The sequence below is a fragment of the Mycetocola tolaasinivorans genome, assembly GCF_003667565.1.
GTDB classification, from domain to species: Bacteria; Actinomycetota; Actinomycetes; order Actinomycetales; family Microbacteriaceae; genus Mycetocola; species Mycetocola tolaasinivorans.
The window spans coordinates 40082-54180 of record NZ_RCUX01000003.1 but is presented as its reverse complement, the minus strand read 5'-3'; the positions used below and the strand labels follow the sequence as shown (position 1 = coordinate 54180).

13 protein-coding genes are annotated in these 14099 nt (G+C 69.7%); 3 read left to right on the top strand and 10 right to left on the bottom strand.

All coding sequences use genetic code 11. The features are described 5' to 3' along the window. Positions 1-49: 49 nt before the first annotated feature. A complete protein-coding gene (locus D9V32_RS03955; protein WP_183086170.1) occupies positions 50-574 on the top strand; it encodes a GNAT family N-acetyltransferase in 525 nt (174 codons plus the stop codon). Positions 575-733: 159 nt separating this feature from the next. Here the strand turns inward: D9V32_RS03955 and hemL are convergent, their stop codons facing one another. Genes hemL through hemE form a run of 8 tightly spaced genes read right to left on the bottom strand, consistent with a single transcriptional unit; the run spans position 734 to position 9638 of the window. Continuing rightward, positions 734-2062: a glutamate-1-semialdehyde 2,1-aminomutase gene (gene hemL / locus D9V32_RS03950; RefSeq protein ID WP_121647612.1), complete on the bottom strand. Its 1329-nt coding sequence runs from the start codon at positions 2060-2062 to the stop codon at positions 734-736. A gap of 29 nt (positions 2063-2091) precedes the next feature. Beyond that, a complete protein-coding gene (gene hemB / locus D9V32_RS03945; protein ID WP_121647611.1) occupies positions 2092-3069 on the bottom strand; it encodes a porphobilinogen synthase in 978 nt (325 codons plus the stop codon). Continuing rightward, positions 3066-3935 carry a uroporphyrinogen-III synthase gene (locus D9V32_RS03940; RefSeq protein ID WP_121647610.1) on the bottom strand — a complete coding sequence of 290 codons (870 nt, stop codon included), beginning with the start codon at positions 3933-3935 and terminating at the stop codon, positions 3066-3068. Before D9V32_RS03940 ends, hemB begins: the two co-directional genes overlap by 4 nt. Before the next feature lie 4 nt (positions 3936-3939). After that, positions 3940-4911 carry a hydroxymethylbilane synthase gene (hemC, locus tag D9V32_RS03935; protein ID WP_121647609.1) on the bottom strand — a complete coding sequence of 324 codons (972 nt, stop codon included), beginning with the start codon at positions 4909-4911 and terminating at the stop codon, positions 3940-3942. Continuing rightward, positions 4908-6212 carry a ferrochelatase gene (locus D9V32_RS03930; RefSeq protein ID WP_425461996.1) on the bottom strand — a complete coding sequence of 435 codons (1305 nt, stop codon included), beginning with the start codon at positions 6210-6212 and terminating at the stop codon, positions 4908-4910. Before D9V32_RS03930 ends, hemC begins: the two co-directional genes overlap by 4 nt. 5 nt (positions 6213-6217) lie before the next feature. Further along, a complete protein-coding gene (gene hemQ, locus D9V32_RS03925; RefSeq protein ID WP_121647608.1) occupies positions 6218-6916 on the bottom strand; it encodes a hydrogen peroxide-dependent heme synthase in 699 nt (232 codons plus the stop codon). A gap of 2 nt (positions 6917-6918) precedes the next feature. After that, on the bottom strand, positions 6919-8541 hold the full coding sequence (locus D9V32_RS03920; protein ID WP_121647607.1) for a protoporphyrinogen/coproporphyrinogen oxidase: 1623 nt from the start codon (positions 8539-8541) through the stop codon (positions 6919-6921). Continuing rightward, the gene (gene hemE, locus D9V32_RS03915; protein ID WP_121647606.1) at positions 8538-9638 is read right to left on the bottom strand and encodes a uroporphyrinogen decarboxylase; all 1101 of its coding nucleotides are present in this window, start codon (positions 9636-9638) and stop codon (positions 8538-8540) included. Before hemE ends, D9V32_RS03920 begins: the two co-directional genes overlap by 4 nt. 119 nt (positions 9639-9757) lie before the next feature. On the opposite strand from hemE, the gene D9V32_RS03910 reads away from it, so the two are divergent. Together D9V32_RS03910 and D9V32_RS03905 are read left to right on the top strand one after the other, a co-directional pair. After that, entirely contained in the window at positions 9758-11107 is a 1350-nt protein-coding gene (locus D9V32_RS03910) for a glutamyl-tRNA reductase (RefSeq protein WP_121647605.1), read from the top strand. A gap of 145 nt (positions 11108-11252) precedes the next feature. After that, a complete protein-coding gene (locus D9V32_RS03905; RefSeq protein WP_121647604.1) occupies positions 11253-12128 on the top strand; it encodes an ABC transporter ATP-binding protein in 876 nt (291 codons plus the stop codon). On the opposite strand, the gene D9V32_RS03900 is transcribed toward D9V32_RS03905, so the two are convergent. Both D9V32_RS03900 and D9V32_RS03895 read right to left on the bottom strand, forming a co-directional pair. Further along, positions 12125-12853, bottom strand: a complete 729-nt coding sequence (locus D9V32_RS03900) for a PIG-L family deacetylase (RefSeq protein ID WP_183086169.1) — start codon at positions 12851-12853, stop codon at positions 12125-12127. The genes D9V32_RS03905 and D9V32_RS03900 overlap by 4 nt on opposite strands. Beyond that, positions 12840-14006, bottom strand: coding sequence for a glycosyltransferase (locus D9V32_RS03895; RefSeq protein WP_121647602.1), 1167 nt, complete (start codon positions 14004-14006; stop codon positions 12840-12842). Before D9V32_RS03895 ends, D9V32_RS03900 begins: the two co-directional genes overlap by 14 nt. Positions 14007-14099: the final 93 nt, after the last annotated feature.

Below are 14099 nucleotides of genomic sequence, written 5' to 3'. Positions count from 1 at the left end.
AATTGCGGAAGACCTAGTAATTGTCCGGCCGATCGAGTTCACTGGCCTTATGGACCCAGCCCTCTCCGTACGCCCCTTCCGGGCCTCCGATGCCGCCCCACTGACCGATCTACTCCATGCCGCATATGCCGAGCTGGGTGCGATGGGGCTGAACTACACCGCCGTCGATCAGGACGTGGAGACCACGCGCGCTCGAGCTCTCGGCGGCCAGTGCTGGGTGATCGAGCGGGCCGGGCAGATCGTCGCATCGCTCACGATGTCCCTGCCGCCCTCGGACGGCCTGCGGGAGCTCACCGCCGAGGCCCGCGTCGGCGACCGTGCATGGCTCAACCAGGTAGCCGTATCCCCGGCCCTCCGCGGCCGCGGACTCGCTGCCGATCTGTGGCACCGCGGGCGTCGGTGGGCCGCCGCGCGGCAGGCGACGTCCATCGGCGTTGATACCGCCATCCCGGCGGTTCACCTTGTGCGGCTCTACGAGTCGTGGGGGTTCGAAACGGTCGACACGATCCACTGGCCCGGCAAGACCTACGACAGTGTGGTGATGGCCCGCCCGTTAGGCCCATCGGACGCCTGATCGAGGAAGCGGCGGCGGGAAGTGGTCCGGAGCCCGGGCCACCCCACCCGGATTACGCGAACTGGCCCGCAGAGGGTGTCGGTGATCCTTCGGTAGACGCGGTCGTGCCCGGGACGGGAAAACCCGTCCTGGGCACGAATACCTCCGCGTATCGTGAGCCTAGGCGGCCGTGGCCTCCGCGGCGGCGCGGGCGGCCGCGGGCAGCGCGGCGATAATCTCAGCCACGGCGGCCTCATCGTGGGCGGCCGAAACAAACCAGGCCTCGAACACGCTCGGCGGCAGGTTGATCCCGGCATCAAGCATGGCGTGGAAGAACGGGCCGTAACGGTAGACGTCCTGCGCCTGGACATCCGCGTAGTTTTCCGGCACCTCGGCGGCGAACACGAAGGAGAACAGGTTGCCCGCGCGCTGCACGGTGTGCACCACTCCGGCATCCGCAAGCGCCGCGGAAACCGTGGCGGCGAGCGTATCGGCGGTGCGATGCAGGTGCGCGTACACCTCGGGGGTCGCGCGGCGCAGGGTCTCCAGGCCCGCGGCCACCGCGACCGGGTTACCCGAGAGCGTGCCGGCCTGATACACCGGGCCGAGCGGTGCGAGGTGATCCATGACCTCGGCACGGCCACCCAGGGCCGCGAGCGGCATGCCACCGCCGATGACCTTGCCAAACGTGAAGAGGTCGGGCACATAGTGCTCCCCCGCCGCTGCCTGGAGGCCCCAGAACCCGGCCGGGCCGACTCGGAATCCGGTGAGTACCTCATCGAGGATCACCAGGGCGCCGTGGGCGTGCGCAATCTCGGCCAGTGCCGCGTTGAAGCCGGGCTTCGGCGGCACCACACCCATGTTCGCCGAGGCGGCCTCGACGATCACACCGGCGATGTTCTCGCCGTGCTCGGCGAACACCGCGCGCAGCGCATCAAGATCGTTGTAGGGCACCACGAGGGTCTGCCCGGCGGTCGCCGCGGTGACCCCCGCCGATCCCGGCAGCGCGAGGGTTGCGAGGCCCGAGCCGGCGGCGGCCAGCAGCCCGTCCGAGTGCCCGTGATAGTGCCCGGCGAACTTGACCAGCAGCTCGCGGCCGGTGAACCCGCGTGCAAGGCGGATCGCGGTCATCGTGGCCTCGGTGCCGGTGGAGACCAGGCGCACCTTCTCGATCGGGCTCACCCCGCCCACGCTAACCCGCTCGCGGATCAGCTCGGCCAGCTCGGTCTCGGCCGGGGTCGACGCCCCGAAGGAGAGTCCACGCGCGGCGGCCTCCTGCACGGCGCGCACCACGTCCGGCTGGGCGTGACCGAGGATTGCCGGACCCCAGGAGCACACCAGGTCCACGTACTCGGTACCCTCGGCATCGGTCACGCGGGCACCCTGCGCGGACACCAGGAAGCGCGGCGTACCGCCGACCGAACCGTAGGCACGCACCGGGGAGTTCACCCCACCCGGGATCGACGACTTCGCGCGGGTAAAGAGGTCAGCATTTTGTTCGTGAGACACGGGGCTCCTTGAATCGGGAACGGAAAGAACTAGGCGCGCAGCCAGGTGGCCAGCTCGGTGGCCCAGTAGGTGAGCACGGCATCGGCGCCGGCGCGGCGGATGCCGATCACCGACTCCTCGATCGCGCGGCGGCGATCGATCCACCCGTTTGCGGCGGCGGCCTCGATCATCGCATACTCACCGGATACCTGGTACGCCCACACCGGCACGGTCGATACCGCGGCCACATCGGCGAGCACATCGAGATAGGACATCGCGGGCTTCACCATCACGATATCCGCGCCCTCGGCGAGGTCGAGCAGGGTCTCGCGCATGCCCTCACGACGGTTGCCGGGATCGAGCTGATAGGTGCGGCGATCGCCCTGCAGCTGGGAGTCCACGGCCTCGCGGAAGGGCCCGTAGAACGCCGATGCGTACTTGGCCGAGTAGGCGAGCAGCGCGGTATCGATGTGGCCGGCACGGTCAAGGGCCGAGCGAATCGCGCCCACCTGACCGTCCATCATGCCACTGAGACCCAGGAGGGCGGAGCCCGCCTCGGCCTGGGCCAGCGCCATCGACACGTAGCGCTCCAGGGTCGCATCGTTATCCACCGCGCCGCCCTCGGTCAGCACACCGCAGTGGCCGTGATCGGTGAACTCGTCCAGGCACAGATCGGTCTGGACCACCAGGGCATCGCCCACCTCGGCGTGCAGGGCCCGGGTGGCCCGCTGCAGGATGCCCTCCGGAGCGTCGGCCTGGCTGCCCACGGCATCGCGGACGGTCGGGATCCCGAACAGCATCACGCCGCCGACGCCGGCGTCGGCGGCCTCGGCGGCCGCGGCCCGAAGGGTGTCGAGGGTGTGCTGGAAGACGCCGGGCATCGAACCGATCGCGCGCTTCTCGCTCAGCTCCTCGTTCACAAAGAGCGGCAGGACAAGCTGCGCCGGATCGACACGGGTCTCGGCCACCAGGCGACGCATCGCCGGGGACTGACGCAGGCGCCGCGGGCGCTCGGGCAGGGAATTCATGGGGTGTCCTCTCCGCCGCAATCGAGCGCGGCAGAATCGGGGTGTACGACTTCATAGTACGTTTCGAGGGCGGTAATCATGCCCTCCACGCTGCGGATCGGCGCCTCACAGGTGATCGCCAGCCCGAGGGCCTCGGCGGCCTCGGTCGTGCGGTCACCAATACTCACGCGCACCACGGACGCCGCGAGATCCGGCACCTGGGTGATGAACTGGGCGGCCACGCTGCCCGAGGTCACCAGGATCGCGGCGATGTCGCCGCGCGCCAGCGCGGTGCGCACCTCGGGGCTCAGATCCACGGGGATCGTGCGGTAGGCGTGCACGCGGGTAACGTCGGCGCCGAGCGCGGTCAGGCCGTCCACGAGGGTCGGCCCGGCGAGGGCGGAATCGAGCACCAGCACCCGGCCGAGGCTCACTCCCGGTTCGCCAAAGCAGGCGACCATACCGCGCGCGGTGTGGTCCTCGGGTGGCACCAGATTGACTCCGTAGCGGGCCTCCTCGAGGGCGGCCGCGGTCGCGATGCCCACCGCGGCCACGCGCGTGCCCGCGGGAATCACGGCGGCGTGGGCGCGCAGCACCCGGACGGTCGTTGCGCTGGTCACGGTGACCCAGTCGAACTCGCCCCGGGCGAGTGCCTCGAGCGCCGCCTCCAGGGCAGCCGCGTCCGGCGCCGGCTCAAAATCGATGACCGGAGCGATCACGGCCCGGGCACCGTGCGCCGCGAGACTCTCGGCCACAAACACGCCCCAGCGCCCGTCTCGGGGCACCAGCACGCGGCGGCCACCGAGTGCGGCGGGGACACCGGTTCGCGGCCCCCGCGTCCCGCTCGGGGATCTGGATGCCGCGTTTTCGCTGAGGTTCGAACTCATCGGCCTAGTTCAGCGGCGCGATGGTCGCGGCGCCGTCGGCCAGGAGTGCATCGGCAAGCTCGATGCCGAGACCACGCGCGGCATCGGCCGCAGCGCCCGCGGAAACCCGCGCGGACCGCGTCTGCTCTCGCAGCTCGGCACCGGTGGGAGCGTAGACCGCGGCATGCAGCGCGAGCGTAGCCTCGGTGAGTACCGCGTGGGCACCAATCGGGGCGGCACAGCCGGCTTCCAACCGCGCGAGTACGGCGCGTTCGGCATCGGCCTCGGCTCGGGTGGCGGCATGCTCCAGCGCGGCAAGGGCGGCGCGGATCGGGGTCGATTCGGCGGCCGCGAGATCCGCCGCCCGCACCTCGATTGCCAGCGCACCCTGGGCGGGTGCGGGCGGCCAGGCGTCCAGCTCGAAACGCTCCGTGATCGCGGCCTCGCGGCCGAGGCGTTCCAGCCCGGCCACGGCGAGAACCACGGCATCCATCTCACCCGAGGTGACAAACCCCAGCCGGGTGTCGATGTTGCCGCGGATGTCGACGATCTCGAGGTCCGGTCGGCGACGACGCAGCTGAGCGATCCGCCGCGGCGAACCCGTCCCGACGCGAGCGCCCTCGGGCAGTTCGGCGAGGGTGAGTCCGTCGCGGGCGCAGAGCGCATCGCGGGCATCCGCGCGCACCGGCACCGCACCGATCGCGAGCCCGGGGGCCGCCGCGGTGGGCAGATCCTTCATCGAGTGCACCACGAGGTCGCACTCCCCCGCCAGCAGGAAGTCACGCAGCGCCGAGGCGAACACCCCGGTGCCGCCGAGGCTCGCAAGCGAGGCCCGGGTGACGTCCCCGTGGGTGGTCACCGGAATCAGCACGGTTTCGATGCCGGTGGCCTCAGTAATGGCGCGCGCGACATCCCCGGTCTGGGCCAGGGCCAGCGCGCTGCCCCGGGTACCGATCCGCAGAACGGCACCCGGGGTCTCGGCGGGGCTCAGGGTCACGGCGCGATCCCCGCGAGGGCCGGCTTGAACCCGGCCCGGACGTTTTCGCAGCAGCCCGGGCGGCACACGTCGTACCAGGGGCCGAGGTCGGTCATCGCCGGACGCTCGGACACCGGCACGCCGTCGCGGCGCTCCAGAACCAGGTCAACCAGGCCCTTCACAAACTCGTGGTGGGTGCCCGGAGTGGGCACGCGCAGCGAGTACAGACCGGCGTCGGTGGCCGACTCGGTGGCCTCGTTGTCGAGATCCCACAGGACCTCCATGTGGTCGCTCATGAAGCCCAGCGGCACGATCACGACGGCACGGGTGCCGGTGGCCGGCAGCTCCTCGATCACGTCGTTGATGTCGGGCTCCAGCCACGGCATGCTCGGCGGGCCCGAACGGGACTGGTACACGAGCTCCCACGGTACGTTCTGATCGATCGCAAGTTCCTGCTGCACCGCGGCCATCACGACCTCGGCCACCGCGAGGTGCTGCGCCGCATAGGCACCGCCCTCGCCGAAGTTGCGCTCGGCGGGGCCGGAACGCACCGCGTCGGTGGAGGGAATCGAGTGGGTCGCGAACAGGATCTTGACCTCGGTCGCGAGATCAATATCGCGCACGTCCTGCACGATCTTCGCGAGTGCGTCACCCACACCCTCGATGAACGGGGTCACAAAACCGGGGTGGTCGAAGAACTGACGCACCTTATCGATCTCGATCTTGCCCTCGAGCCCGGTCTCGTCCAGCGCAATCGCGAAGTCCTCGCGATACTGACGGCAGGAGGAGAAGGAGGAGTAGGCGCTGGTCGCGATCGCGATGAGCTTGCGGTAGCCGCGGTCGTGAGCCTCCTGCACGGCATCGCGCAGGTAGGGGTCCCAGTTGCGGTTACCCCAGATCACCGGCAGGTCAATGCCGCGGCTCGCCAGCTCGGCCTCGAGGGCCGCCTTGAGCTCGCGGTTCTGGTCGTTGATCGGGCTCACGCCGCCGTGGTGGCGGTAGTGGACGGCCACCTCCTCGAGGCGCTCCTCGGGGATTCCGCGGCCGCGGGTCACGTTCCGCAGGAACGGGATCACGTCGTCCTGACCCTCGGGGCCGCCGAAACCGGCGAGCAGGATCGCGTCGTAGTCCACGGCGGTCTCCACAAACGGCGCACCTGAACGGGCGGCCTCGGTGGCACCGGGAACGATGTTGGCATCGGGCGTTGCGGCCTCGGGCACCGCGGCGACGGGTGCCGCCTCGATGGTTACGGCCTCGGCCGATCCCTCGCGCGAGCAGGCGCAGTTGCCGCCGCAGCCGCCGGACTGTTCAGTGGATTTCAGGTCACTCATCGGATCACCTCGGGAATCTCGGAGGCCGGAATACGCCGGCCGGTATAGAAGGGCACCTCTTCGCGCACGTGGCGACGGGCATCGGTAGCGCGCAGCTCGCGCATCATGTCGACCAGCTCGGTTAGCTCATCGGATTCGATCGGCAGGATCCACTCGTAGTCGCCGAGCGCGAAGGAGGAGACGGTGTTGGCGATGGCCCCGCGGAACGAGGCACCCATCCGGCCGTGCTCCATGAGCATCTGAGCGCGCTCCTCCTCGGGCAGAAGGTACCACTCGTAGCTGCGCACGAACGGGTAGACGGTGATCCAGTCCTTGGGCTCGCGGCCGGTCAGGAAGCCGGGCACGTGGCGCTTGTTGAACTCCGCTTCGCGGTGCACACCGAGGGCGTTCCAGGTGGGCAGCAGCTCGCTCAGCAGCTCGGTGCGGCGCAGCACGCGCGCGGCCGACTGCAGGTCTTCGGCACGGTCACCGTGGATCCAGATCATCAGGTCGGCATCGGCGCGCAGGCCCGACACATCGTAGAAACCGCGGGTCACGACACCCTTCGCGGCGAGCTGATCGACAACCTCGGACAGCTCTCCCACGGCCCCCGCGGAGTACTCGCCACGGAACGCGGGGTTCCGGCGAAGCACAAGCCAGAGGGTGTAACCGAAGGGATTTTCCGGCGTGTTTACCGGGCTGGTAGCGGTGGACATGGCTACTCCTTAGTGTTCGTGTCGACGGTGTTCGAGGGTGCCGTGGAGGCTGACGCGGGAGAGGGATCTTCCTCCCCGGCCACGGGCGCGGAGGGTGCTGCCGGGGCGGCACCACCGCGAAGCTCATCGTTTTCGAGGTACTCGGTGGCGACCAGGTGCCGCACGCGCTTGGCCGCCGCATGGGCGTCGGGCACAACCGAGGCGAGCCCCGTTCCCGACAGCCAGGCACCGGTCACGTCGAGCCCGGGCACCGCGGTAATCGCCGCGCGAATTCGTTCGGCACGCTCGCGCGCCCCGCGGGCGGCACCCGGCGGTGTGCTGCGCCAGCGCGTCCGAGCAAATCCGACAACCGCGCTCTCGGGAAGGTCGACGCCGAGAATGGCGGCGGCATCGGCGCGGGCGATCTCGGCCAGCTCGTCATCCGTGCGCTCGCCCAGGCGATCCGGATCGAAGGACAGCCGCACGGCGTGACGACCGGGGAACTCGGCAAGGGCGTTGGCCAGCCAGCCCCACTTCGCACTCGAGTGGGTCAGGGCCTTGGCACGCACGCCGCGCTCATCGGTCTGATCGGCGATCAGCACGCCGCTTCCGCGGGGATGACCATCGAGGTTCGGGGCATCCAGTAGCAGCGTGGCGAGCACGACCTCGGGGGAAACCTCGGCGGTTTCCTCGGCGAGGGCGGGCACGGCATCGGCCAGAAGCGCGAAGGCGGGCAGCTCGGCGGTGGCGATGATCACACGGTCGGCATAGTGGAGCACGTTACCCGCGGTGTGCAGGCTCCAGAGGGTGTGATCGCCCGCGGGCTCGGCCACGGCGGCCGGATCGGCGTCCTCAGCCATGGGGAGGTCCTCGGGGGCGATCGCGCCGGAATACAGCGCGGTCACCGGGGTATCGGCGTGCACGGCACCGCCCAGGCGGGTGATCTCGGCCACCAGAGCACTCACGAGCACGTGCATGCCGCCATCGATCCCCTCGACGCGCGCACCGGCGCGCGCGGAGCCGGCGGCATCGGTGAGTTCCGCGACCGCGGCCCCCAGCGAGCCGGTGCGGGTCAGCGCCTGGTTCAGGCCGGGAGCAACGCGATCCACGTCGATGTCCTCCGGTCCCACCGAGTAGACGCCGCGCACCACCGGGGTCACGAGCTCGGTGAGCACGCTCTCCCCCATGCGCTTGCGCACGAGCTCGGCGAGGTTGTGCTCGCGACCGATGGTGAGCACCGGGCGTACGCGATCCAGGTACGCGCGGGTCGCGCCGCGGGTGCCGATCACGCGGCGAACGTCTTCCGCGAGCGGATTCGCGGGAATACCCAGCAGCGCCGTCTTCGGCATTGGCACCGAGGCGCCGTCGCTGCGACGCAGCCAGGCACCGGCCGGATTCGGCGTGACGATCTGGTCCTCGAGACCGAGCGCGGTCACGAGCTCACGCACGTGGCCGCCGCGGGTCGCGTAGCTCTCGGCGCCGCCGTCCAGCACCATTCCGGCGACCTCGACGGGAGATACCGAACCGCCGAACATTTCGGAGGCTTCCAGAACGGTCACGCGGATGCCCACGCGGAGACAGTCAACCGCGGCGACGAGGCCGGCCACGCCGCCCCCGACGATAACGATGTGACGTGGCTCGATCACAGCGAGTGCACCAGTTCGACCACGCGGGTCAGTACGGCCGGGTCGGTCTCGGGCGGTACGCCGTGGCCGAGGTTCATCACGTGGGCCGGGGCGTCGAGTCCCCGGCGGTGCACCTCGCGGACGTGCGCTTCAAGGACCGCCCAGGGCGCGGCAAGCATGGCCGGGTCGATGTTGCCCTGAACCGGCACGTTTCCGCCGAGGCGCCGGATGCCCTCATCCAGGCGGGTGCGGTAGTCAATACCCACGACGTCGGCACCCACATCGCGCATCTGCGGCAGGATCTCACCGGTACCCACGCCGAAGTGAACCACCGGAACCCGCGCCTCGGTGGTCCCGTCGGGCAGCGTGAAGGTGAGGTCGCGCACGAACTCGAGTACGCGGGCGCTGGCCGGGGCCACGTGGCGCGCGTAGTCATCGGGCGAGAGGGATCCGGCCCAGGAGTCGAACAGCTGAGCGGCCGAGGCCCCGGCGAGCACCTGGGCACGCAGGAACCGGCCGGTGATCTCGGCGGTCCAGGCCATCAGCGCGGCCCAGGATTCGGGGTCCGAGTGCATCATCGTGCGGGCACGGATGTGATCCTTGCTCGGCCCACCCTCAACGAGGTAGGCGGCAAGGGTAAAGGGAGCGCCGGCAAAGCCGATCAGCGGGGTCGTGCCGAGCTCGGCCACCGTGCGGGCCACGGCGTCGATGATCGGGCCGAGTGCGCTGTCCAGCTGGGCAGGATCGTTTGCCACGAGTTCGGCGACGTCGGCGGCGGTGCGCACGGCCTTACCCATCACCGGGCCGCGACCGGGAACGATCGACACGTCGACCCCCACCAGCTTCAGCGGAACGACGATGTCGCTGAAGAAGATTCCCGCATCCACCGCGTGTCGACGCACCGGCTGCAGCGTGATCTCGCTCGCGAGCTCCGGGGTGAGGCAGGCCTGCAGCATCTCGGTTCCAACGCGCAGCTCCCGATACTCGGGAAGTGAGCGGCCGGCCTGACGCATAAACCAGACCGGAGTCGTGGCCGGACGGATACCGCGGTACGCCGAGATGAGGGTGGACTCGGCGGTCAATCCCGCCTGAAGCGGGTGTGTGGTGGGGACAAGCATGACCCCATCATCTCAAACCTCGCGCGAAAAGTTGCCGACAACCGGTCGAGGCCTCGCCGACACCGTGTCGGGAACTTTATCCCGGTCAGCGGCCAAAAAACTCGGGTTACTATGGATACGTGCTGATCTGTTTGACCGCGAGCCACAAGAACTCCTCCTTCGACCTCCTCGAGCGACTTTCCGCCGCCGAGGGGCGTCTTGAGCGCGCCCTACTGGATGCCAACCCCGACATCACCGGGGCCGTCATCATCAACACGTGCAACCGCTTCGAGGCCTACCTCGAACTCGGCACCGACGGCACCCCGCCCGAGGCGCGCACCGCGCTCACCGAGGCCGCCGCGAGCTCGGCGCAGATCGCCACCGATGAGCTCGTCGACACCTGGGATCTCCACGTGGGCGAGGAGGCAGCCCGGCACCTCTTTGCCGTCTCCTCCGGGCTCGAATCCGTGGTGGTGGGCGAGGGAGAAATCGCCGGTCAGGTGCGCCGTGCGCTTGATTTTGCCCGCGCCGAAGACACCACCACGAGCGATCTTGAACGACTGTTCCAGCGCGCCTCGCAGACCTCCCGGGCGGTCAAGAACAAGACCCCGTTGGGCCGGGCGGGCCGCTCGCTCGTACGCCTTGCTCTGGATCTCAGCGAGAGCCGCATCCACGACTGGTCGACACTGCGCGTGCTCCTGATCGGCACCGGTGCCTATGCCGGGGCGAGCCTCGCCGCGCTGCGTGATCGCGGGGTCACAAACGTCGCCGTTTACTCACCATCCGGGCGCGCCGCCCGCTTCGCCCAGGGCCACGATATCGAGGCCGTCGCGGCCGCCGACTTCGCGGCCGCCGTGGCCGAGGCGTCCCTCATCGTGACCTGCACCACGGCCTCCGACTTTGTGCTCGACGCCGATATTGTCACCACCGGGCGTCGCCTCGTGCTGACGAACCCGCCGCAGCTCGATCACGAGGATGCCCCGGGCTGCCCGATCACCGCGCCAGCACGCCAGCTGGTCATCGACCTCGGACTGCCGCGCAACGTCAATCCCGACGTCGTGAGCGCCGGAAACATCGAGCTGCTCGACCTCGAAACCATCCGACTGCACGCGCCGCTGGAGGAGGTCCAGGCCACCGAACACGCCCGCGTGCTGGTCAATCGCGCCGCCAAAAAGTTCATTCAGGTGACCTCCGAACAGGGCCTCGATCCCGCGGTGGTGGCCATGCGCCGACACGCCCATGAGATCCTCGAGGAGGAGGTCGCTCGGGTTGCCCCGCGCGATCCGGATGGCGTCGCCGAGCGCGCACTGCGTCACCTGATGGGTCGGATGCTGCACGTGCCCACCGTCCGCGCTCGGGAACTCGCCCGCGCCGGCGAGCACGATCGCTACCTGGAAGCGCTCGAAACGCTGCTCGGTCTCGCGGTACCCGACGCGACGGTTGAGCATGCGGAATCGGACACCGAGGGTGCCGCCCGTCAGGCCTCCTAGGCCTGTCCCGCCACGTTTCGCGGCCCTGAGGATCGACATCCCGTCGGTATAAACACCTCGAAATCGCGCTACTTTATGGTTAGGCTACCCAAAGCGGAACCCGCCATTTAGACGGCTTCCCTCCCCCTACCCCACCCGGAGAGTCATGACCCAGATCCCGCAGAACACCCCGTCCTCCGCGAAGCTGCGCACGGACGCGGTGTCGATCGGATACGACCGCACGGTCATCAGCAGCGACCTCTCGGTGGAGATTCCCGAGGGTTCGTTCACCGTCATCGTCGGACCGAACGCCTGCGGAAAGTCCACCCTGCTGCGCTCGCTGGCACGCCTGATCACCCCGAGCGAGGGCACCGTCCTGCTCGACGGAGCGGACATCTCAAAGCTCGGCACCAAGGAGCTGGCGCGCCGCCTCGGGCTGCTCCCGCAGACCTCGATCGCACCCGACGGCATCCGCGTAGCCGACCTCGTGGCGCGTGGCCGCTACCCGCACCAGGGTCTGTTCACCCGCTGGTCTGAGGCCGATGAGAGGGCCGTCGCCGGCGCACTCGCCGCCACCAAGACCACCGAGCTGTCCGAACGCCTGGTTGAGGAGCTCTCCGGCGGGCAGCGCCAGCGCGTCTGGGTCGCCATGGTCCTCGCCCAGGACACCGGGGCACTCCTGCTCGACGAGCCCACCACCTACCTCGACATCGCGCACCAGATCGATGTACTGGAGCTGTTCCGCGAGCTCAACGAGGGTGGCCAGACCCTCGTCGCCGTGCTCCACGACCTGAACCACGCGGCCCGCTACGCGACCCACGTCATCGCGATGAAGGACGGTGCCGTCCGCGCCAGCGGCACCCCGGCGGAGGTCATCACCGAAGAGCTCGTCGAGGACGTCTTCTCACTCCCCTGCCGCGTGATTACCGACCCGGTGACCGGATCGCCGCTGGTGATCCCGCTGGGTCGCGCCGCGGTCGTGGAGGCACCCGCAGAGGCCGCCACTTCCGGTTCGACGACGGGGTCCGGTATCGCTGCCTAGTCGACGCGCCGGAAGCGCTCCACGGCCTGCAGCTCCTGCATCTGGCCTCCGGAGTGGGTCACGAAGGTGTCCGCCAGGGCAAACTGGCTCGCGTGCGCCGCATGGGCCGCCCGTACTCGATCCCGGTGCTCGGCCCGTGAGATTTCGAGCGTGAAGTCCGGATCCTCGGGATCCAGGATCACGTACAGCGGAAGCTCAAGCTCCCGCGCCACCCGCCGCGTCATTTCGTGACAGGCGAGGTGATCGGGGTGTCCGTAGCCACCATCCGAGTCGTAGGTGACGAGGGCACCGGGGGCACCGGGGGCACCATCAAGGATCAGGGCGCGCAGGTCGGCGTCCATCTCTGCCGGTTCGGCCGCGGTGAGGGCCTCGGGGTCGCGGTCGGGCGCGGCGGCCGCGCGGCCATCCGCACCCCACACCATGCCCGAGTCTCGATAGTGACGGCGACCCGCGCCCAGGTAGGCGTGGCGTGACACGCCGAGCGCATCCAGCGCCGCCCGCAGTTCGGCGGCGCGCACGGCCGTGAGATCGGCACCGTTCGGCACCGAACCGGGCACGATTTCGCCCCGTTCACCGCGGGTCGCGGTCACCACGGTGACCGTGATGTCCGCCTCGGCGAGCGCCGAGATGAGCGCTGAGGTGGTGAGGGTTTCATCATCCGGATGCGCGTGGACGAGTACCACCCCCGCGGAAAACTCGGCGGGCAGACCGCTAGCCACGGGCACGCTCGGTCTCTGCGGCATCCATCAGCCCCGCATAGAGTTCACGCACGCGCGCGGCGGCCACCCGGGAGTCCGTTTCGGCCGAGTACTCACGGCCGCGCAGGCCCAGCTCACGTCGGCGCTCGGGATCGCGCATGAGCGACGTGATCGCCTCCGCCCACAGCTCCGGGCTGCGCTCATCCACGAGCAGACCGCTGACACCCTCGCGCACGGCATCCTGCAGGCCACCCGCGCGGGAGGCGATCACGGGGACGCCACTCGCAGCACCCTCGGTCGCGACGAGACCGAAGGTCTCCGAATAGGAGGGAATGAGCACGATCGCGGCCGAACGCATCGCGGCCGCGAGGTGCTCGCGATCGAGGCTGCCGAGGAGGCGAATCTCCACGCCCGCGGCGGCCGCGTGGTCGGTGATGCGACGACGATGGGTGGGCGTACCGCCACCGGCGATGCGCAGCTCGGGCCGCTCGGCCACCGGGATCTGCGCCAGCGCGTCGATCGCGAGATCGATTCCCTTGACGGTGCGCAGGCGCGCGGCGATCAGCAGGTAGTCGCCCGCGGGGCCGCCGGGATGGAAGAGTTCGCGATCCACACCCGGGGAGACCACGCGCACGTTACCCTCGGTGATCTGAGCGGCCTCGGCACGGCTCAGCGAGATCACGAGGTCGCTCTCGCGGGCGAGCATCGCCTCGCCCCGGAACCGCTCGGGCTCCTGCGGGCCGGCTCCCGGCGGACGCAGCGTCGCCGTCAACGCGGCCAGGGTGTGGAATGTCTGCACGTGCGGCACACCCCACTCGCGCGCCACCGGAAGCGCGGCCATACCGGAATACCAGTAGTGCGAGTGGATGAGGTCGTAGCGTTCCCCCGCGGCGAGCGCGCGCGAGAACGCCTCGATCAGCGGCGGCTGGAGGTCCGGCTTGTCCAGGTATCGGGGGTCGCCATCGTCGATCAGGCGTACGCGCAGACCCGGCTCAAGCTCAACGACGGCCGCATCGGCGGGATCGGTGCGACGCGTGATGAGGTCGACGCGTTCGCCGGCGCGCACCAGCGCCCGGGCCAGGGTGAGAAGGTAGATGGTCATCCCGCCGGCTTCGCCGGAACCAACCGGCTCAAGCGGGGATGAGTGCAGGGCGACGAGCGCGATACGGCGTGCGGTCACGACGGGTTTCCTTTCGTGCGCTCGCGGGTAACGGGTGCGAGCCACGGCTCAACGTTACCGGCTTCCCCGCACTCACAGAACTTCCCACGAAAC